Below are 20,279 nucleotides of genomic sequence, written 5' to 3'. Positions count from 1 at the left end.
GTCATCCCTTCTGTTGCGTGTTCTGCGCGACCTTCGCCGGCACCCCGCCGATCGAACCCGCGCCCATCGTGATCACCACGTCGCCGTTCTGCGCGACCTTTGCCAATGCGTCCGGCACCTCGTCGACGCTCGCGACGAACACCGGATCGACCTTGCCCGCCGTGCGCAGCGCGCGCGACAGCGCGTCGCCGTTGGCGGTCGCGATCGCCGCCTCGCCGGCTGCATACACTTCCGTCAGCACCAGCGCATCGACCGTCGACAGCACGTTGACGAAATCGTCGAAGCAGTCGCGCGTACGCGTGTAGCGGTGCGGCTGGAACGCCAGCACGAGGCGGCGGCCCGGGAACGCGCCGCGTGCGGCCGCGATCGTCGCGGCCATCTCGACCGGGTGATGGCCGTAATCGTCGATCAGCGTGTAGTGGCCGCCGTCCGCGCTCGGCACTTCGCCGTAGCGCTGGAAGCGCCGGCCGACGCCGTTGAATTCCGCGAGCGCCTGCTGGATCGCGTCGTCCGACACGCCGAGGTCGGTCGCGATCGCGATCGCCGCGAGCGCATTCTGCACGTTGTGCAGCCCCGGCAGGTTCAGCACGACCGCGAGCGGCGCGCGCCTTTCGCGGATCACCGTGAAATGCATGCGGCCGTCGCGCGCGTCGACGTTTTCCGCGCGCACCTGCGCGTCCGGCGACAGGCCGTAGCGCACGACCGGCTTCGAGATAAACGGGATGATCTGCCGCACGTTCGGATCGTCGACGCACACCACCGCGCTGCCGTAGAACGGCAGACGCTGCGTGAATTCGATGAACGCCTGCTTGAGCCGCGCGAAATCGTGGCCGTAGGTGTCCATGTGGTCGGCGTCGATGTTCGTGATGACTTCGATCACCGGATACAGGTTCAGGAACGACGCGTCCGACTCGTCGGCCTCGGCGACGATGAAGTCGCCGGTGCCGAGCCGCGCGTTCGCGCCGGCGCTGATCAGCCGCCCGCCGATCACGAAGGTCGGATCGAGCCCGCCCGCCGCGAGCACGCTCGCGACGAGGCTCGTCGTCGTGGTCTTGCCGTGCGTGCCGGCGATCGCGATGCCCTGCTTCAGGCGCATCAGTTCCGCGAGCATCACCGCGCGCTGCACGATCGGCACGCGCTTCGCGCGCGCGGCCAGCACTTCCGGATTGTCCGAGCGCACGGCCGTCGACACGACGACCGCGTTCGCGCCCTCGATGTTCGCCGCGTCGTGGCCGATCGCGATCCGCGCGCCGAGCGCCTGCAGGCGATCGGTCACCGCGTTGCGCGACAGGTCGGAGCCGCTGACCTCGTAGCCGAGGTTAACGAGCACTTCGGCGATGCCGCTCATGCCCGCGCCGCCGATTCCGACGAAATGAATGTGTTTGACGATGTGTTTCATTGCAGTTCTTCCAGGTTCGCGCCGGCCACCTTCGCGCATACGCGCGCGACTTCGTCGGTGGCCTCGGGCTTTGCCAGCGAGCGCGAACGCTCCGCCATGTCCGCGAGCGAGGCTCGCGACTGGCCGCGCAGCCAGTCGGCGAGCAGTTCCGCCGACAGGTCGCGTTGTTGCACCAGTACCGCCGCCCCTGCCTCGGCGAGGAACGCGGCGTTGGTCGTCTGGTGATCGTCGACCGCGTACGGGAACGGCACGAACAGCGCCGCCACGCCCACCGCCGCGATCTCCGACACCGTCATCGCGCCCGAGCGGCAGATCACCAGATCCGCCGCTGCATACGCGGCCGCCATGTCGTCGATGAACGGCACGAGCCGCACGTCGTCGCCCGCCGCGAAGCCGGCGGCTTCGTAGTTCGCCTTCAGCGCCTCGATATGCTTGGCGCCGGCCTGATGCACGACGCGCGGCCGCGCGTCCGGCGCGAGCAGCGCGAGCGCGCGCGGCACGACTTCGTTCAGCGCGGCCGCACCGAGACTGCCGCCGACGACCAGCACGTTCAGCGGACCGCTGCGCGATGCATAGCGTGCTTTGGGCGGTTCCGTGCGCGCAAGTTCCGCGCGGATCGGATTTCCCGTCCATTCCGCGTGCGGCAGCGCGCCGGGGAACGCGACGAGCACGCGTTTCGCGAACTTGGCGAGCACCTTGTTCGCGAGGCCCGCGATCGAATTCTGTTCGTGCAGCACCAGCGGCCGTCCCGACAGCGCGGTCATCACGCCCGCCGGGAACGTGATGTAGCCGCCCATTCCGAGCACGACGTCGGGGCGCACGCGGCGCAGCGCGGCAAGGCTCTGCCCGCATGCGCGCAGCAGGTTGAACGGCAGCGTCAGCTTGGTCTTCAGACCTTTGCCGCGCAGTCCGCCGAAACGCACGTATTCCATCGGAATGCCGTGCTTCGGCACGAGCGTCGCTTCCATCCCGGCCGGATTGCCGAGCCATACGACGCGCCAGCCCGCCGCTTCCATCCGATGCGCGACCGCGAGCCCCGGGAACACGTGGCCCCCGGTGCCGCCTGCCATCACCATCAGCGTGCGTCGCGACGCGGTCATACCTTCCCTCCCCGCATCAGCACCCGGTTCTCGTAGTCAACGCGCAGCAGCACCGCAAGCGCGATGCAGTTCAGCAGAATGCCCGAGCCGCCGTAGCTGACGAGCGGCAGCGTCAGACCCTTGGTCGGCAGCAGGCCGAGGTTCACGCCCATGTTGATGAATGCCTGCGCGCCGAACCAGATGCCGATGCCCTTGGCCATCAGCCCCGCGAACGTGCGGTCGAGCGCGAGCGCCTGGCGGCCGATCTCGAACGCACGGCGCACGATCCAGTAGAACAGCAGGATCACGACCAGCACGCCGACGAAACCGAGTTCCTCACCGATCACCGCGAGGATGAAGTCGGTATGCGCTTCGGGCAGGTAGTTCAGCTTCTCGACGCTGCCGCCGAGACCGACGCCGAACCACTCGCCGCGGCCGAACGCGATCAGCGAGTGCGTGAGCTGGTAGGCCTTGCCCTGCGCGTAGCGCTCGTCCCACGGATCGAGATACGCGAAGATCCGCTCGCGGCGCCACGGCGACAGCCACACGAGCATCGTGAAGGTGCCGACCGCCGTCGCGACGAGGCCGCCGAACAGCTTGCCGTTCACGCCGCCGAGGAACAGCACGCCCATCGCGATCGCTGCGACCACCATGAACGCGCCCATGTCGGGTTCGAGCAGCAGCAGCGCGCCGACCAGGCCGACCGCGAACGCCATCGGCAGGAAGCCCTTCGCGAAGCTCTGCATGTATTCCTGCTTGCGCACCGTGTAGTTCGCCGCGTAGATCGTCACCGCGAGCTTCATGATTTCCGACGGCTGCATGTTCGTGATGCCGAGCGGAATCCAGCGGCGCGCGCCGTTCACGCCCTTGCCGACGTGCGGAATCAGCACGATCACGAGCCCGACCAGCGCGATCAGGAAAAGGTGCGGCGCGTACTTGTCCCAGGTCGACACCGGCACGCGGAACGCGATCACCGCCGCAATGAACGCGACGACGAGCGACACGACGTGGCGCATCAGGAACGCGTAGTCGTGATACTGCGCGTACTTCGGCGAATCGGGCATCGCGATCGACGCCGAATACACCATCACGACGCCGAGCCCGAGCAGCGCGATCGCGACCCACAGCAGCGAGTAGTCGAAGTCGAGCATCCGCGAGCGGCTCGGCCGCACGCCGTTGACGACGCTGGCCAGCCCGCCCGTCGCGGCGCGCGTGGCCGACGCGACGCGCCCGCCCGCGGCATTGCCGCCGGTGTCGCGCCGATCGTTGAAACGGGAGACGAGGCGATCGGACCAGCTCATGGCGTCGCTCCTTTGTCGATGGCGATTTCATCCACCGCCGCACGGAACACGTCCGCGCGGTGGGCGTAGTTCCGGAACATGTCGAGGCTCGCACACGCCGGCGACAGCAGCACCGCGTCGCCCGGCTCGGCGAGCGCGGCCGCCGCGTGCACCGCGCCTTCGAGCGTCGCGTGGTCGGCGAGCGGCACGCCGGTTTCCGCGAGCGTGTCGCGAAGCGCCGGCGCATCGCGGCCGATCAGCATCACCGCGCGGCACCAGCGCGCGACCGGCGCGACCAGCGGCGCGAAGTCCTGGCCCTTGCCGTCGCCGCCGGCGATCAGCACGATCTTCTGCGCGAGCCCGTCGAGCGCGGCCACCGTCGCGCCGACGTTCGTACCCTTGCTGTCGTCGACGTAGTCGACGTCGTCGATCGTCGCGATCACTTCGACGCGATGCGCTTCGCCGCGGTATTCGCGCAGCCCGTGCAGCAGCGGCGCAGCAGGCAGGTCGATCGCGCGCGCGAGCGCGAACGCGGCCAGCGCGTTCGCGGCGTTGTGCAGCCCGCGGATGCGCAGCGCGTCGGCCGGCATCAGGCGCTTCTGCGCGATGTCGGGCGTATGCGCGGCGTCGCGCTTGCGGCGCCGGCCGGTCGTCGCCGTTTCATCCGGCGCGTCGCGATCGACGGCTTCCACCAGCCATGCGATGCCGTTGTCGCGCGACAGCCCGTAGTCGCCGTCCTGCGTCGGCTCGTTCAGGCCGAACGTGATCGTGCGCGGCGCATCGGCCGCGCCTGCCGCCGGCGCGAACTTCATCACGGCGGCGTCGTCGCGGTTCAGCACGCGCGTCGTCGTCGCGCCGAAGATCCGGCCCTTCGCGGCGGCATACGCGTCGAAACTGCCATGCCAGTCGAGGTGGTCCTGCGTGATGTTCAGGATCGCGGCCGCGTCGGGCGCGAAGCTGCGCGCGGTCTCGAGCTGGAAGCTCGACAGTTCGAGCACCCAGACGTCGGGCAGCGCGGTGTCGTCGATCGCACCCGCGAGCCGGTCGAGCATCGCCGGGCTGATGTTGCCCGCGACCGCGACCTTCTTGCCCGCGCGCTGGCACAACAAGCCGGTGAGGCTCGTGGTCGTGGTCTTGCCGTTGGTGCCCGTGATCGCGAGCACCTTCGGCTGGTAGCCGCTCGTGCCGAGCGCGCGCAGCGCCTGCGCGAAGAATTCCAGTTCGCCCCATACCGCGATTCCGCGCTCGTTCGCGGCCGCGATCAGCCCCGCGAGCGCCGGCTCGAGCGGCGACAGGCCGGGGCTCAGCCCGACGATCTCGACGCCGCCGTCGAGCAGCGCGGGCGTGAACGCCCCGCCGACGAATTCCGCATCGATGCCTTCGGCCTGCAGCGCGGCAAGGTTCGGCGGCGCCTCGCGGGTATCGGCAATGCGTAGCCGGCACCCGTGCCTCGCGCACCACCGCGCGATCGCGAGACCCGATTCGCCGAGCCCCAGCACAAGCACCATCGGCCGTTGCCGATCTCCAAACATCTCGCCAGACATCCTTGTTACCTTTCCTTTACCGCAGCTTGAGGGTGGTCAGACCGAACAGGCACAGCATCAGCGTGATGATCCAGAAACGCACCACCACCTGCGTTTCCTTCCAGCCGGACAATTCGAAATGGTGATGCAGCGGCGCCATCTTGAGCAGGCGCCGCCCTTCGCCGTAGCGCTTTTTCGTGTACTTGAACCACGAAACCTGCAGCATCACCGACAGCGTTTCCGCGACGAAGATGCCGCCCATGATGAACAGCACGATTTCCTGGCGCACGATCACCGCGACCGTGCCGAGCGCGCCGCCGAGCGCCAGCGCGCCGACGTCGCCCATGAACACCTGCGCGGGGTGCGTGTTGTACCAGAGGAACGCGAGCCCTGCCCCGCCCATCGCGGAACAGAAGATCAGCAGTTCGCCCGCGCCCGGGATGTGCGGGAACAGCAGGTATTTTGAATAGACCGCGCTGCCCATCACGTACGCGAACACACCCAGCGACGCGCCGACCAGCACGACCGGCATGATCACGAGACCGTCGAGGCCGTCGGTCAGGTTCACCGCGTTGCTCGCGCCGACGATCACGAAATAGGTCAGCACGATGAAGCCCCACACGCCGAGCGGGTAGCTGATCGACTTCAGGAACGGCAGCATCAGGTCCGCGCGCGCCGGCAGCCCCATCGACAGGCCGCTGCGCACCCAGGCCATGAACAGGTCGAACACGCGCACGTTGTTCGCCTCGGACACGCTGAAAGCCAGATAGACGGCCGCGAACAGGCCGATCACCGACTGCCAGAAATACTTCTCGCGCGACGACATGCCGCGCGGATCCTTGTGGACGACCTTGCGATAGTCGTCGACCCAGCCGATCACGCCGAACCCGAACGTGACGAGCATCACGATCCAGATGAAGCGGTTCGTCAGGTCGCCCCACAGCAGCGTCGCGACCGCGATGCCGATCAGGATCAGCACGCCGCCCATCGTCGGCGTGCCCGACTTGACGAGGTGCGTCTGCGGACCGTCCTTGCGCACGGCCTGCCCGACCTTCATTTGCGTCAGCTTGCGGATCACCCACGGTCCGCACACGAGCCCGATCCCGAGCGCGGTGATGGTGGCCATCACCGCACGGAACGTGAGGTACGTGAACAAGCGCAAAAAGCTTGCGTCTCCTTGCAGCCATTGCGCCAGGGCCAGCAGCATGCTTCCTTCCTTCTACTCAGTGTGCGGCGGGCGTCGTGCCCGCCGCGGGTTGGTTCGTCAGCGCGTCGACCACGCGCTCCATCTTCATGTACCGCGAGCCCTTCACGAGCACGGTCGCCGCTGCGTCGTAGCCGCTCGCGAGCAGCGCTTCGACCAGCGCGCCGACCTCGCCGAAATGGCGGGCCGTGTCGCCGTAAGCCGTGCAGGCGTCGCGCGACGCATCGCCGAGCGCGAACAGCGCGTCGACGCCGCGTTCGCGCGCATACGCGCCGATCTCGCGATGGAAGGCGGGGCCTTCGTCGCCGACCTCGCCCATGTCGCCGATCACCAGCACGCGCGGCGCCGGTTGCCCGGCGAGCACGTCGATCGCCGCGCGCATCGAATCGGGATTCGCGTTGTACGTATCGTCGACGACCGTCGCGCCGGCCAGGCCGCCGACCGTCGCCCGACGGACCTGCAGACGCCCCTTGACCGGCTCGAACGCCTCGAGGCCCTGCTTGATCGCCGGCAGCGCGACGCCCGCCGCGAGCGCCGCGGCCGTTGCCGCCAGCGCGTTGCGCGCGTTGTGCTCGCCCAGCGCACGCAGCCGCACCGTGACCGCGCCGGCCGGCGTATCGATCGCGAGCTCGCCGCCATGCAGGCGGCCCGTCACTTGCGCGTCGGTCTGCCGCTGCGCGTCGTTCAACGCGAAATCGAGGATCCGGTTGCCGGTCGCCGCGACGCGCCAGATGCTCGCGTACGCGTCGTCGGCCGGGAACACCGCGACGCCGTCCGGCGTCAGCGCATGAATCACGGCCGCATGTTCGAGCGCGACGGCTTCGACCGTCGCCATGAATTCCTGGTGCTCGCGCTGCGCGTTATTGACGAGCGCGACCGTCGGCGCGGTCAGGCGCGCAAGCACCTCGGTCTCGCCCGGATGGTTCATCCCGAGCTCGATCACCGCGAGACGGTGCGCGGCCGACAGGCGCAGCAGCGTCAGCGGCAGGCCCACGTCGTTGTTCAGGTTGCCGGCCGTCGCGAGACGCGCGTCGGCGCCGACCGCCGCCGCGAAGATCGACGCGATCATTTCCTTCACGGTCGTCTTGCCGTTGCTGCCCGTCACCGCGACGAGCGGCAGCGCGAATCGCTTGCGCCAGCCGTGCGCGAGCGCGCCGAGTGCCGCGCGCGTCTCGCCGCCGACGATCAGCGGCATCGCGAGGCCCGCCGGCGCATGCGCGACGAGCGCCGCGGCTGCGCCGCGCGCGGCCACGTCGCCGAGAAAGTCATGCGCGTCGAAGCGCTCGCCTTTCAGCGCGACGAACAGGTCGCCCGGGCCGACCGTGCGGCTGTCCGTCGACACGCGCTCGAACGTGACGCCCGCATCGCCGTGCACGGTCGCGCCGGGAATCAGGCGCGCGGCTTGATCGAGGCTCAGCATCGTCATTCGCCGCCTCCCTTGCCGTGCGTCGCGCGCGCCGCGAGGGCGAGCCGTGCGTGATCCTGGTCGGAGAACGTGCGTTTCTTGCCCATGATTTCCTGGGTCGCCTCGTGGCCCTTGCCGGCCAGCACGACGACGTCCTCGCGTGCGGCGCCGCGCACCGCCTGCAGGATCGCGCTGGCGCGATCCTCGATGCGGCGCGCACGATCGGGCGCGGTCATGCCCGCGACGATCTGGTCGATGATCGCCTGCGGATCCTCGCTGCGCGGGTTGTCGCTGGTAACGACGACTTCGTCGGCGAGCCGTTCGGCGATCGCCCCCATCAGCGGGCGCTTGGTTGCGTCGCGATCGCCGCCGCAGCCGAACATGCAGACGAGCCGGCCGCCGCGCGCCGCGGCGATCGGGCGCAGCGCGTCGAGCGTCTTTTCGAGCGCGTCGGGCGTGTGGGCGTAATCGATCACGACGAGCGGCTCGTCGCTCTGCAGCCGGCCGCCGAGACGCTGCATCCGGCCGTTCACCGACTCGAGCCGCGCGACCTCGGTCAGCGCCGCATCGAACGGCACGTCGGCCGCGAGCAGCGCGCCGAGCACGGCGAGCAGGTTGCTGACGTTGAAGGTGCCGAGCGTCCCTACCTCTACATCCGCGTCGCCCCACGAAGAATGCAGGCGGAACGCCGTGCCCGTCGCGGTCGCACGCACGTCGAGTGCGACCAGTTCACGGTCGGCGTCGGGCGCCTGCTGCGCGTCGCCGATGCCGTACGCGATCGTGCGCACACGGCCGGCGAGTTTTTCGAGCAGCCGGCGGCCGGCCGCGTCGTCGCGGTTCACGACCGCCGCGCGCAGCCCGCGCCATGCGAACAGCTTCGCCTTCGCGGCCTCGTACGCGTCGAACGTGCCGTGATAGTCGAGGTGATCCTGCGTGAGATTCGTGAACACGGCGATGTCGAATGCGGTGCCGTTCACGCGCCCCTGATGCAGCGCATGCGACGACACCTCCATCGCGACCGCCTTCGCGCCCGCGGCGCTCAGCTGTGCGAGGCTGCGCTGCAGTTGCGGCGCATCCGGCGTCGTGAAGCCGGTCGGCACGAGCTGACCCGGCATTCCGCTGCCGAGCGTGCCGATCACCGCGCACGGCTGGTGCAGCGCCGTCAGCGCGGTCGCGATCCATTGCGTGCACGAAGTCTTGCCGTTCGTGCCGGTCACGCCGATCGCGAGCAGGCTGTCGCTCGGATCGCCGTACCAGCCGCTGGCGATCTCTCCCGCGAGCTGGTCGAGCGCCGGCACCGCGAGCGCGACGGGTGCAGCCGGCGCAGCGGCCAGCCCTTCGGGCTGATACAGCACCGCGGCCGCACCGCGTGCGACGGCTTCGGCGATGAAGCCGCGATTGTCGGCCCCGTCGACGGCATAGGCGACGAACACGTCGCCGGCGCCGAGGCTGCGCGTGTCCGCATGCAGCTGCGCGGCGGGGGCCACATGCTGGCGCAGCCACGCAAGCGCGGCTGCGATCTGCTGATGCGCCGGATGAGAACTGCGAGCGGCGCTCATCGAACAACTCCTGGTGAATTACGGGTCGTGCTGGACACGATCATATGCTTTGCGCCGCTGCCTGCGGCCAGCTTTTGCGGGCCCGTCGCAGCGGGCGCGGCCGGCGAATCGTCAGACACGACGAGCTGCTTGATCGGCATGTTGGGCGGCACGTTCAGCGCGCGCAGCGTGTCGCCCGCGATCGCCGAGAACACGGGGCCCGACACCTGGCCGCCGAAGTGGCTGCCGGCGGTCGGCTCGTCGACCGACACCGCGACGACGATGCGCGGGTTCGGCATCGGCGCCATCCCGACGAACGACGCGCGGTACTTGCGCGTATAGCCGTGGCCTTCGTGCTTGTAGGCGGTACCGCTCTTGCCGCCGACGCGATAGCCGGGCACCGCCGCGTCCGGCGACGTGCCGCCCGGCGCGACCACCGTCTCGAGCATCGCACGCACCTCGCGCGCGGTGGTCGGCGTAAATACCTGCGTGCCGGTGATCGGCTGATTGGGGTCGGTCTTGAAAATGGTCACGGGCATCAGTTCGCCGTCGTGCGCGATCGCCGTGTATGCGCGCGCGAGCTGGAACAGCGACACCGACAGGCCGTAGCCGTACGACATCGTCGCCTGCTCGATGCGGCGCCAGCTCTTCCACGGACGCAGGCGGCCGGCCGCCGCGCCCGGGAAGCCGACCTTCGGCGCCTGGCCGAGGCCGATGCTGGTATACATATTCCACATCTCTTCGGGCCGCATCGTCATCGCGATCTTCGTCGCGCCGATGTTGCTCGACTTCTGGATCACGCCGCCGACCGTCAGCGTGCCGAAGCCGGCATCGTCGGTGATCGGCGCGCCGTCGAGCACGAAGTGCCCATTGCCCGTCTCGACGAGCGTGTTCGGCGTCACGCGATGCAGGTCGAGCGCGAGCGACACCGTAAACGGCTTCATGATCGAGCCCGGCTCGAACACGTCGGTCAGGATCCGGTTGCGCAGCTGCTCGCCCGTCAGGCGCGAGCGGTCGTTCGGGTTGTACGTCGGGTAGTTGACGAGCGCGAGCACCTCGCCGGTGCGCACGTCGACGACCATCGCCGCGCCGGCCTTCGCCTTGAACTTCTCGACGGCGGCCTTCAGGTTCGCGTACGCGATGTACTGGATCTTGCTGTCGATCGACAGGTCGACGTCGGTGCCGTTGTGCGGCGGAATCTGCTCGGCGACATCCTCGACGATGTGCCCCATGCGGTCCTTGATCACGCGGCGCATGCCCGACGTGCCGGCCAGCAGCTTCTGGTCGCCGAGCTCGACGCCCTCCTGCCCTTCGTCCTCGACGTTCGTGAAGCCGATCAGGTGCGCAGTGATCTCGCCTTCCGGATAGAAGCGCTTGTATTCGTTGCGCTGGTAGATGCCGGGAATGTCGAGCGCGGCGACCTTGTCCGCGACGTCGATCGGCACCTGGCGCTTCACGTAGACGAAACCCTTGTCTTCCGACAGCTTGACGCGCAGTTCCTTCTGCGTCATGCCGAGCAGCTTGCCGAGCTGGCCGAGCTTGTCCGCGTCGAGATCGTCGGGCACCGCGTCGGGGATCGCCCAGATCGCGCGCACCGGCAGGCTCGTCGCGAGCACGAGCCCGTTACGGTCGAGAATCTTGCCGCGCGTGGCCGGCAGCTCGAGCGTGCGCTGGTAGCGGCTCTCGCCCTGCTTCTGATAGAACGCGTTGCCGGGCCCCTGGATCCAGAACGCGCGCGCGGCCAGCGCGACGAACGCCATGAACAGCATGAACACGACCAGCTTCGAGCGCCACATCGGCAGGTGCACGCCCAGCACCGGGCTCGACGCGAATTTCACGTCCTGGCGCTTCTGCGACGGTTTCATCGCGCGCCCCCCTTGCCCTTGCCGGCGGTATCGGCCGATGCCGGGATCGGCGCGTCGATCGCCTTCGCGGCGCCCGGCGGCAGCGTCAGGTATTGCGTGCGGCCCGTCGTGATCGGCTGCATCTTCAGCGAATCGTTCGCGAGCTGCTCGATGCGCGAGGTCTTCGACAGCGCGCTCTGCTGATATTGAAGCTGCGCGTAATCCTGCTGGAGCTGGCGCTCCTGCGACTGCGCACGCTGCAGCTGGATGAAGATCTGGCGCTGCTGGTTCGTCGAGTTGACGACCGACAGTGCGCAGCCCATCACGATGATCAGCAGGAAGATATTGAAGCGGCTCATGGCGTGACGCGCTCCGCGATGCGCATCACGGCCGACCGGGCACGCGGATTGGCGGCCACTTCCGCTTCACCCGGAAACTGGCGGCCGATGATCTTGAGCGGCGGGCTCGGGAGGTCGACGGCACGGATCGGCAGGCGACGATCGACCGCAGGCGCACTCGCGTGCGCCTGCATGAATCGCTTGACGATCCGGTCCTCGAGTGAATGAAAGCTGATGACCACCAGCCGCCCCCCTTGCTCCAGCAACGACAATGCCGCGTCTAGTACGACTTGCAGGTCCGCAAGCTCTTGATTGACGTGAATCCGTATAGCCTGAAAGGTGCGGGTTGCCGGATCCTTGCCCTTCTCACGGGTCTTGACGGCGTGACCCACGATTTGGGCAAGCTCGCCCGTGCTGTCGAGCGGCCCGAGACGATCGGACTCTGCCCGGCGAGCAACAAGCGCCTTTGCAATCTGAAAAGCAAACCGTTCTTCCCCATAATCTCTTATCACCTCCGTCAGTTCCTGCAGCGAAGCCCGCGCGAGCCATTCGGCCGCCGACTCGCCGCGCGTCGGATCCATTCGCATGTCCAGCGTGCCATCGGCGCGGAAGCTGAAGCCGCGCGCCGGATCGTCCACCTGCGGCGAGGACACGCCCAGGTCCAGCAACACACCCGACACCTTCTCGACGCCGCGCGCCGCAAGCGCGTCGCGCATCGATGCAAAGCTGTCATGCACGATCGAAAAGCGCGCATCGCCGATGCCCTGCGCCGTCTCGATCGCCCTCGGATCCTTGTCGAACGCGATCAGCCGGCCGCCCGGCCCGAGCCGTGCGAGCACCGCGCGACTGTGACCGCCACGCCCGAACGTGCCGTCGACATAAACGCCGTCCGGCCGCGTCACGAGCGACTCGACCGCTTCGTCCAACAGCACCGTCCGATGCTGCAATTCGTTTCCCATCGCGGGCGTCTCCGTCACCGCAATCAGAACGTGAAATTCTTCAGCGCGTCGGGCATGCCCTGCGCCATCGCTGCCTGCTCCTTCGCGATGTAGGTCTGCGAATCCCACAGCTCGAAGTGACTTCCCATTCCCAACAACATGACTTCCTTTTCCAGCCCGGCCGCCATACGCAGCTCGGGCGATACGAGAATCCGGCCCGCGCTGTCGAGATCGACATCCATCGCATTGCCGAGAAAAATCCGCCGCCACCAGTGCGCATCCATCGGCAGCGCGGCGATCTTGGCGCGGAACACCTCCCATTCGGGGCGCGGAAACAGCAACAGGCAGCCGTCCGGGTGCTTGGTCACAGTCACCCGTCCTTCTGCCTGTCCTTGCAGCGCTTCGCGATAGCGAGCCGGCACCGACATCCGCCCTTTCGCATCGAGCGTCAGCGCCGACGCCCCTTGGAACACGTTCCGCTCTCCCGTTCAGGGCACCGAAGCACCCAGCCCAATGCTGAGAATTTAGCCGGAATAGCCCGCCAAATCACACAAAAATACACTTTCTCACACTGTCTCCCACTTTAGAGGAAGGGTGTGGCACGGTCAAGGGAGCGGCCCGCTTTTTTGACGAATTTTGTTAGTTAGAACAAGGACTTACGCGCACATGCTCATGCAGCCCCTTATTCCAAAAACCGTTAAAAATGAATGAGCTAGTGCAACTTGTGAAGGTGATACGTGAGAAGGACGGGCCAGACAGGCGTGCGGACAGGGCTTTCGGGGGCGGGAAAACGCGGAGAAAACGGGCGATATCGGCAGCGGCTGCCGGAGCGGCGCGAGACGGCGCTCCGGCCTCGATTTCAGAGATAGTACGCAGTGCTGGTCATGACTTTCGACGCGGCGCGCATCAGCATCCGGGCCGGCAGCGGCAGCTCGATGCCGCCGGCATCGGTGGCCGCCTTGCCGTGCTTCACCTCGTCGACGCGCATCTGCTCGACGATCGCGCGCGACGCGGCGTCGGCCGGCGGCAGTTCCGCCAGGTGGCTGTCGAGATGGCTCTCGACCTGGCGCTCCGTCTCGGCCATGAAGCCGAGGCTGACCTTGTCGCCGAGCGCGCCGGCGGCGATGCCGATCGCGAGCGAGCCCGCGTACCACAGCGGGTTCAGCAGGCTCGGGCGCGAATCGAGCTCCTTCAGGCGGTGCGCGGTCCACGCGAGATGATCCTCCTCCTCGCGTGCGGCCTCCGCGAACATCGCCTTGGCCGACGGCGACCGCGCGGTCAGCTTCTGCGCCTGGTAAAGCGCCTGCGCGCAGACTTCGCCGACATGGTTCACGCGCATCAGCCCGGCCGCATGCGTGCGCTCCGCGGGCGTCAGCTCGACGGCAGGCGCCTCGGCCGCCGCTTCTACCGGCGTCGGCACCGGCACCGGCCGGCTCATCCGGCTGATGCCGGTCAGCGACCGCAGGCCGCGATCGAATTCGCTGATCAGTTCGTCCAACACCATCCTGTTTCTCCTGGCTGCGTGTGCCTGCCGTGGGAGGCGAAGGCACGTGTCCGCTGCGTAACCGACTTGATTATTCAGCGGAAATTGCGGTTAACCCGTGATTTTAACCATTGTTGCATAAAGGAAACATGGCGACCTTGAGCGACGGCATTTCGCTTTGTGGCAAAAAACGGTTTTGCTACATTACGTGCGACTTCTTGCGAAGTTGATGCGGGGCCCTCGCCAGAACATAACTATCCGCCCCGCCAGAAAAATTCAGTGATTCTTGGAGATCCGTTAATGAAAAAGTCGCTTCTCGCGCTCGTCGCGCTGGGCGCGTTCGCTGGCGCTGCCCATGCGCAAAGCAGCGTGACGCTTTACGGCATCATCGATGAAGGCCTTCTGTTCAACAACAACTCGGGCGGCAAGCACCTGTACAGCATGGCCAGCGGCGTCATGCAAGGCAGCCGCTTCGGCCTGCGCGGCACCGAAGATCTCGGCGGCGGCCTGAAGGCGATCTTTACGTTGGAAAACGGCTTCGACGTGAACAGCGGCAAGCTCGGCCAGGGCAGCCTGATGTTCGGTCGTCAGGCTTACGTCGGCCTGTCGAGCAACTTCGGTACGGTCACGCTGGGCCGCCAGTACGACTCCGTCGTCGACTTCGTCGGCCCGCTCGAGGCAGGCGACCAGTGGGGCGGCTACATCGCCGCTCACCCGGGCGACCTCGACAACTTCAACAACGCGTACCGCGTGAACAACGCGATCAAGTACACGAGCCCGACGTATGCAGGCTTCTCGTTCGGCGGCCTGTACAGCCTCGGCGGCATCGCCGGCCAGTTCGCGCGGAACCAGGTCTGGTCGCTCGGCGCAGGCTACAACAACGGCCCGCTCGTCCTCGGCGTCGGCTACTTGAACGCACGTACGCCGGGCAACGCCGGCGGCATGTTCAACAACGGTTCGACGGCTGCGGCCGTTCCGGTCACGTCGCCGGTCTACGGTGCGTACGCGAACAACGCGAACACGTACCAGGTCATCGGCGCGGGCGGTGCGTACACGTTCGGCGCAGCGACGATCGGTGCGACGTACTCGAACACGAAGTTCAAGGGCTTCTCGGTCGGTCCGTACGTGAACCAGACCGCGACGTTCAACAACGGCGAAATCAACTTCAAGTATCAGCTGACCCCGGCGCTGATCCTCGGCGCGGCGTACGACTACACGCAAGGCAGCAAGATCGACGGCAACTCGGCAGCCAAGTACCACCAGGGCTCGCTCGGCGTCGACTACTTCCTGTCGAAGCGCACGGACGTCTACGTGATCGGCGTGTACCAGCACGCATCGGGCAATGTGCTCGACGCGAACGGCGACGTCGTCAAGGCGACGGCAGCGATCAACGGTCTCAGCGGTTCGAGCACCAGCAACCAGGTCGCGGCACGCGTCGGTATCCGTCACAAGTTCTAATCAGCTTGTCTGACAAGCCGCAGTATATTGAAGGCGCCTCCGGGCGCCTTTTTCTTTTGTGCGGCGGGGATCCGGCGTTTCGCCTGAAGAAAGAAGGCAGATGTCGACGCTCGTCGGCGCGCTTGCTCGCGATTCAATCCCGTACGCATGTCGTATCGGCAAATTGAGGTGGAGTTGCCGTTAGTTGCAGAATCGACAGCCGACGGGATTCGCCCCCTTCCCATCGCGCAGGCTCCGCGTCGATTCCGGCCGCCCGATCGATCGGGCGATGCCTTTTCCCGCCCTCCGCTCCAGACGAAAAAAAACCGGCACACGCCGGTTTTTCCTTCCCGCTCCGGGATCGCGCCGTCAGGCGCGGCCGTCGCGCAACTCGCGTCGCAGGATCTTGCCGACGTTCGTCTTCGGCAGTTCCGTCCGGAACTCGACGAACTTCGGCCGCTTGTACCCGGTGAGCCGCTCCTTGCAGTAAGCGAGAAGATCCTTGTCGGTGAGCGCCGGATCCTTCTTCACGACGAACAGCTTCACGGCTTCGCCCGAATGCTCGTCCGGCACGCCGACCGCCGCCACCTCGAACACGCCCGGGTGCGATGCCACGACGTCCTCGACCTCGTTCGGATACACGTTGAAGCCGGACACGAGGATCATGTCCTTCTTCCGGTCGACGATCTTCACGTAGCCGCGCGCATCCATCACGCCGACGTCGCCCGTCTTGAAGAAGCCGTCCGGGCACATGACCTTCGCGGTCTCGTCCGGCCGGTTCCAGTAGCCGGCCATCACCTGCGGCCCGCGGATGCAGATTTCGCCGGGTTCGCCGAGCGCGACGTCGTTGCCCGCGTCGTCGCGGATCGCGACCTCGGTCGACGGCAGCGGCAGGCCGATCGTCCCGCTGTATTCGGTTGCCGTCACCGGATTGCAGGTCGCGACCGGCGAGGTCTCGGACAATCCGTATCCCTCGACGATCGCCGTATGGGTCTTCTCATACCAGCGCTTCGCGACGCCTTCCTGGATCGCCATGCCGCCGCCATTGGCGATGACGAGCTTCGACAGGTCGAGCTGGTTGAATTCGGGATGGTTCAGCAGCGCGTTGTACAAGGTGTTGACGGCCGGGATCGTCGAAATCTGATAGCCCTTCAGCTCCTTGATCATTCCGCCGATGTCGCGCGGGTTCGGGATCAGGACGCCCATGCCGCCCGTGCGCATCGTCAGGAAGCCGCAGACGGTCAGCGCGAACACGTGATAGAGCGGCAGCGCGACAACCGTCACAAACTGTTTCACGTCAGGGTATTTGACGTGCGCGGGATGGTGCCAGGCCTCGGCCTGCAGCACGTTCGACACGATGTTCCGGTGCAGCAGCGTCGCCCCCTTCGCGACGCCGGTCGTGCCGCCCGTGTATTGCAGGAATGCAACGTCGTCGGGGCCCAGCTTTTGCGGCTTGAAGGTCTGCCGCGCCCCTTCGGCGAGCGCGGCGTTGAAACGCGTGAACGACGGCAGCTGCCACGCCGGCACCATCTTCTTCACCTTGCGCACGACGTAGTTGACGAGCCAGCCCTTGACACCCAGCAGGTCGCCCATCGACGCGACGACGACATGCTTGACCGCCGTATTGCCGATGACGGCCTGCAGCGTCGACGCGAAGTTCTCGAGGATGACGATCGCTTCGGCGCCGCTGTCCTTCAGCTGGTGTTCGAGTTCGCGCGGCGTATAGAGCGGGTTGACGTTGACGACCGTATAGCCGGCGCGCAGCACCGCGGCGATCGCGATCGGGTACTGCAGTACGTTGGGCATCATGATCGCGACGCGCGCGCCACGCGCGAGGCCGCGCGACTGCAGCCACGCGCCGAACCGACGCGACAGCGCGTCGAGTTCGCCATACGTGAGCTTCTTGCCCATGCAGACGAACGCCGTGCGGTCGCGATACTGGCGGAAGCTCTCGTCGAGCAGGTCGGGAACGGAGGGATACGGAGACGCGTCAATTTCGGCTGGAACGCCGGGCGGGTACGATTTCAGCCAAATTCTGTCCATACTGCGCGTCTCCTCACGGATTTTCGAATGGTCGTGCTAAAACGCATCGTAGCGGCTCGCTCGTCCCGAGACAACAGGGTTAGATGTCCCCTTCCAACTTCGGGAGCGATATGCCGCTGCGTGCCGACCGGTTTCATCAGGCTCGTTCGACTTCGACGAGACAGTCGTAAAACGTCGCCGAGTTGCCCAGATCGGTCAGCGCCTGGCTCGTCACCTCGTTCGCGTTGCGCCCGTCCGGCGACAGCTTCTTCCACCAGATCGACAATCCGACCACCAGTCCCGGGCGGGCCCGGTCGGTCACCCTTGCGAGCGCCTGCATCGAGCCGCGGTCGTTGAAGATGCGCACGACGTCGCCCTCGGCGATCCCGCGCGCTTGCGCATCGGTCGGGTGCATGTCGAGATGCGGCTCGCCTTCCGTATTGCGCAGGCTGTCGACGTTCACGAACGTGCTGTTCAGGAAATGGCGTGCAGGCGGCGAAATCATCGCGAGCGGGTAGCGCGCGGCGAGTTCGGGCGCGGCCTCGGCCGATTCGAACGGCGGCAGATAGTCGGGAACGGGCTCCATGCCCATTTGCTCGAGCCGCGCGCTGTAGAACTCGCACTTGCCGGACGGCGTGCGAAAGCCGCCGTTCGCAAACGGCGCATCGGGCAGCTTGAGCTTCAGCCAGCCTTCGCGCTTCAGCGTCTCCCAGTCGCTGTCGAGCGACGGGTCGTCCCATCGCAGCGCCGCGCGCGCGACCTCTTCATCGGAGTGATACAGCGCGGGTTCGTCGAGCGCCATGCTGCGCGCGATGCCCCGAAAGATTTCGGTATTCGGTCGCGCGTCGCCCACCGGGGGAATCGCCGGCAGGTTCGCCATGACGTAGGTGTGGCCGTACGATTTGTGGATGTCCAGATGTTCGAGCTGGGTGGTCGCCGGCAGCACAATGTCGGCGAAATCCACCGTATCTGTCTTGAAGTGCTCGAGAACGACCGTGAACAGATCCTCGCGCGCGAACCCGGCGGCCACTTTCGACGAATCGGGCGCGACCGCCACGGGGTTCGAGTTGTAGACGATCACCGCTTCGACTTTCGGCCCGAAAGCGGCATCGCCGGGGTGCAGCAGCGCGTCGCCAATCGCATTCATGTTGATGATGCGCGGCAGCGTGTGCGGCCAGCCCGGCATCAGGTCGGGGCGCAGCAATGCCGAGTGGTCGATCGGCGCGGATTCCGACGACGAAAGCAGCAGCCCGCCTGCCCGATCGCGCCAGGCGCCGGTCAGCGCGGGGAGGCTTGCGATCGCGCGCACCGCATTGCCGCCGCCGCGCACGCGCTGCATCCCGTAATTGAGGCGGATCGACGCCTTGCGGGTGGCGCCGTAACGACGCGCGAGCTCGACCAGTTCCTCGGCGTCGATGCCGCAGATCTGCGCGACACGCTCGGGCGGATAGGACATCGCCCTCGCCTTGAGCGCATCGAACCCGAGCGTATGGTCGGCAATATAGTCGTGGTCGAGCAGGTTCTCGGTGATCAGCACGTGCATCATGCCGAGCGCGAATGCACCGTCGGTGCCGGGTTTCAGCGCGATGTGCTGATGGCATTTTTCCGCGGTCAGCGAACGGTACGGGTCGATTGCGACCAATCGGGCGCCGCGGCGCTTCGCCTCCTGCGCACGAGTCCAGAAGTGCAGGCTGGACGCGATCGGGTTGGCGCCCCAAATCAGAATCAGCTCGCTCTCCTCGAAATGCTCGAGGTGCATGCCGAGACTTCCGCCGTATGTATAGCGCAGGCCCGCCGCGCCGGCCGCGGCGCAGATCGTACGCTCGAGCCGCGATGCGCCGATCTTGTGGAAGAACCGTTGCGCGATGCCTTCGCCTTGCACCAGCCCCATCGTCCCCGCATAGCTGTACGGCAAGATCGCCTCCGGCGCGCGCGCGGCAATTTCCCCGAGACGGCGGCCGATCTCGTCGAACGCTTCGCTCCAGCTGATCGGCACGAAGCGCCCTTCTCCCTTGGCACCGACGCGCTTGAGCGGAACGGTCAGGCGGTCCGGATGATGCACCCGGTCGGCATATCGGCTGACTTTCGTGCAGAGCACGCCTTGGGTCGGCGGATGATCGGGATCGCCCATGACCTTGATGGCCTTGCCGTTCTCGACGGTGACGCGCATCGCGCACGTATCCGGACAATCGTGCGGGCAAACGGCCCGAGCTATCTGGGTGGCGGCGTTCATTGATCTGGATGTAAAGATGGGGATACGCAAATTTTACGTGGACGCGCCGCGTAAAGCGCCCGATTTGTGTGGATATAGGGTTATTTGAAGGTGCCGCGGGATACGACGACGATGGGACGCCTTTGCACGCTTGCGATTCGGGCGCGCAATTGCAGGAGATGTGCGGAGATAGAGGCTTTTTCCCGGGAAAATGGCGGGATCTGGCTGAGCGGAGGACGCCCTTTTCCGCGCCACAAATGCAAAAACCCCCGCCTTGTCGGGCGGGGGTTTCTGGCTTAGGGAGCCTGACGATTACCTACTTTCACACGGGAATCCGCACTATCATCGGCGTGGAGTCGTTTCACGGTCCTGTTCGGGATGGGAAGGGGTGGGACCGACTCGCTATGGTCATCAGGCAAAGAGGGTTGTTGCGTTGCTTCGCAGCGCAACCAATCTTGGAAGAAGCAGTAATTTGGTTGGGTTGTGAGGTTGTATCTCACACATACGCGGTACTTCAACCGCAGTACGTCGAGTGCCTCGCACTCGACGCTCGATATCCGTAAGCGCTGAAGCGCTA

General features: G+C 66.6%; 15 protein-coding genes and 1 rRNA gene. 1 reads left to right on the top strand and 15 read right to left on the bottom strand.

Going from position 1 to position 20,279, the window contains the following annotated elements; all coding sequences use genetic code 11:
- Nucleotide 1 precedes the first annotated feature (1 nt).
- The 12 genes from murC to coq7 all read right to left on the bottom strand — a co-directional run bounded on the left by murC (nucleotide 2) and on the right by coq7 (nucleotide 14,052).
- Nucleotides 2–1,399, bottom strand: a complete 1,398-nt coding sequence (gene murC, locus WS57_RS20295) for a UDP-N-acetylmuramate--L-alanine ligase (RefSeq protein WP_009695790.1) — start codon at nucleotides 1,397–1,399, stop codon at nucleotides 2–4.
- Nucleotides 1,396–2,499, bottom strand: coding sequence for an undecaprenyldiphospho-muramoylpentapeptide beta-N-acetylglucosaminyltransferase (murG, locus tag WS57_RS20290; protein ID WP_040126585.1), 1,104 nt, complete (start codon nucleotides 2,497–2,499; stop codon nucleotides 1,396–1,398). The genes murC and murG overlap by 4 nt, the downstream gene beginning before the upstream one ends.
- Nucleotides 2,496–3,779, bottom strand: coding sequence for a putative lipid II flippase FtsW (ftsW, locus tag WS57_RS20285; RefSeq protein WP_040126584.1), 1,284 nt, complete (start codon nucleotides 3,777–3,779; stop codon nucleotides 2,496–2,498). The genes murG and ftsW overlap by 4 nt, the downstream gene beginning before the upstream one ends.
- Nucleotides 3,776–5,290 carry a UDP-N-acetylmuramoyl-L-alanine--D-glutamate ligase gene (murD, locus tag WS57_RS20280; protein WP_069244767.1) on the bottom strand — a complete coding sequence of 505 codons (1,515 nt, stop codon included), beginning with the start codon at nucleotides 5,288–5,290 and terminating at the stop codon, nucleotides 3,776–3,778. The genes ftsW and murD overlap by 4 nt, the downstream gene beginning before the upstream one ends.
- A 28-nt stretch (nucleotides 5,291–5,318) precedes the next feature.
- Nucleotides 5,319–6,488 carry a phospho-N-acetylmuramoyl-pentapeptide-transferase gene (gene mraY, locus WS57_RS20275; RefSeq protein ID WP_006477019.1) on the bottom strand — a complete coding sequence of 390 codons (1,170 nt, stop codon included), beginning with the start codon at nucleotides 6,486–6,488 and terminating at the stop codon, nucleotides 5,319–5,321.
- A gap of 16 nt (nucleotides 6,489–6,504) precedes the next feature.
- On the bottom strand, nucleotides 6,505–7,911 hold the full coding sequence (locus WS57_RS20270) for a UDP-N-acetylmuramoyl-tripeptide--D-alanyl-D-alanine ligase (RefSeq protein ID WP_059478608.1): 1,407 nt from the start codon (nucleotides 7,909–7,911) through the stop codon (nucleotides 6,505–6,507).
- On the bottom strand, nucleotides 7,908–9,449 hold the full coding sequence (locus WS57_RS20265; protein WP_069244766.1) for a UDP-N-acetylmuramoyl-L-alanyl-D-glutamate--2,6-diaminopimelate ligase: 1,542 nt from the start codon (nucleotides 9,447–9,449) through the stop codon (nucleotides 7,908–7,910). The genes WS57_RS20270 and WS57_RS20265 overlap by 4 nt, the downstream gene beginning before the upstream one ends.
- Entirely contained in the window at nucleotides 9,446–11,293 is a 1,848-nt protein-coding gene (locus tag WS57_RS20260; RefSeq protein WP_009694565.1) for a peptidoglycan D,D-transpeptidase FtsI family protein, read from the bottom strand. Before WS57_RS20260 ends, WS57_RS20265 begins: the two co-directional genes overlap by 4 nt.
- On the bottom strand, nucleotides 11,290–11,631 hold the full coding sequence (gene ftsL, locus WS57_RS20255; RefSeq protein WP_009694564.1) for a cell division protein FtsL: 342 nt from the start codon (nucleotides 11,629–11,631) through the stop codon (nucleotides 11,290–11,292). Before ftsL ends, WS57_RS20260 begins: the two co-directional genes overlap by 4 nt.
- A complete protein-coding gene (gene rsmH, locus WS57_RS20250) occupies nucleotides 11,628–12,569 on the bottom strand; it encodes a 16S rRNA (cytosine(1402)-N(4))-methyltransferase RsmH (RefSeq protein WP_069245458.1) in 942 nt (313 codons plus the stop codon). Before rsmH ends, ftsL begins: the two co-directional genes overlap by 4 nt.
- Nucleotides 12,570–12,592: 23 nt before the next feature.
- Nucleotides 12,593–13,021, bottom strand: a complete 429-nt coding sequence (gene mraZ / locus WS57_RS20245) for a division/cell wall cluster transcriptional repressor MraZ (protein ID WP_006400450.1) — start codon at nucleotides 13,019–13,021, stop codon at nucleotides 12,593–12,595.
- Nucleotides 13,022–13,407: 386 nt separating this feature from the next.
- Nucleotides 13,408–14,052: a 2-polyprenyl-3-methyl-6-methoxy-1,4-benzoquinone monooxygenase gene (coq7, locus tag WS57_RS20240; protein WP_009694562.1), complete on the bottom strand. Its 645-nt coding sequence runs from the start codon at nucleotides 14,050–14,052 to the stop codon at nucleotides 13,408–13,410.
- Between the two features lie 279 nt (nucleotides 14,053–14,331).
- On the opposite strand from coq7, the gene WS57_RS20235 reads away from it, so the two are divergent.
- The gene (locus WS57_RS20235; RefSeq protein WP_009694561.1) at nucleotides 14,332–15,489 is read left to right on the top strand and encodes a porin; all 1,158 of its coding nucleotides are present in this window, start codon (nucleotides 14,332–14,334) and stop codon (nucleotides 15,487–15,489) included.
- Nucleotides 15,490–15,837: 348 nt separating this feature from the next.
- Here WS57_RS20235 and WS57_RS20230 read toward each other — a convergent pair whose 3' ends face one another.
- The 3 genes from WS57_RS20230 to rrf all read right to left on the bottom strand — a co-directional run bounded on the left by WS57_RS20230 (nucleotide 15,838) and on the right by rrf (nucleotide 20,118).
- Nucleotides 15,838–17,511: a long-chain fatty acid--CoA ligase gene (locus WS57_RS20230; protein ID WP_059604045.1), complete on the bottom strand. Its 1,674-nt coding sequence runs from the start codon at nucleotides 17,509–17,511 to the stop codon at nucleotides 15,838–15,840.
- Between the two features lie 136 nt (nucleotides 17,512–17,647).
- A complete protein-coding gene (locus WS57_RS20225) occupies nucleotides 17,648–19,723 on the bottom strand; it encodes a molybdopterin-containing oxidoreductase family protein (RefSeq protein ID WP_059604048.1) in 2,076 nt (691 codons plus the stop codon).
- A gap of 282 nt (nucleotides 19,724–20,005) precedes the next feature.
- Nucleotides 20,006–20,118 (bottom strand): 5S ribosomal RNA (gene rrf, locus WS57_RS20220).
- Nucleotides 20,119–20,279: the final 161 nt, after the last annotated feature.

The sequence above is a fragment of the Burkholderia pseudomultivorans genome, from assembly GCF_001718415.1.
Taxonomy (GTDB): Bacteria; Pseudomonadota; Gammaproteobacteria; order Burkholderiales; family Burkholderiaceae; genus Burkholderia; species Burkholderia pseudomultivorans_A.
This window is presented reverse-complemented; position numbering and strand designations above follow the sequence as displayed.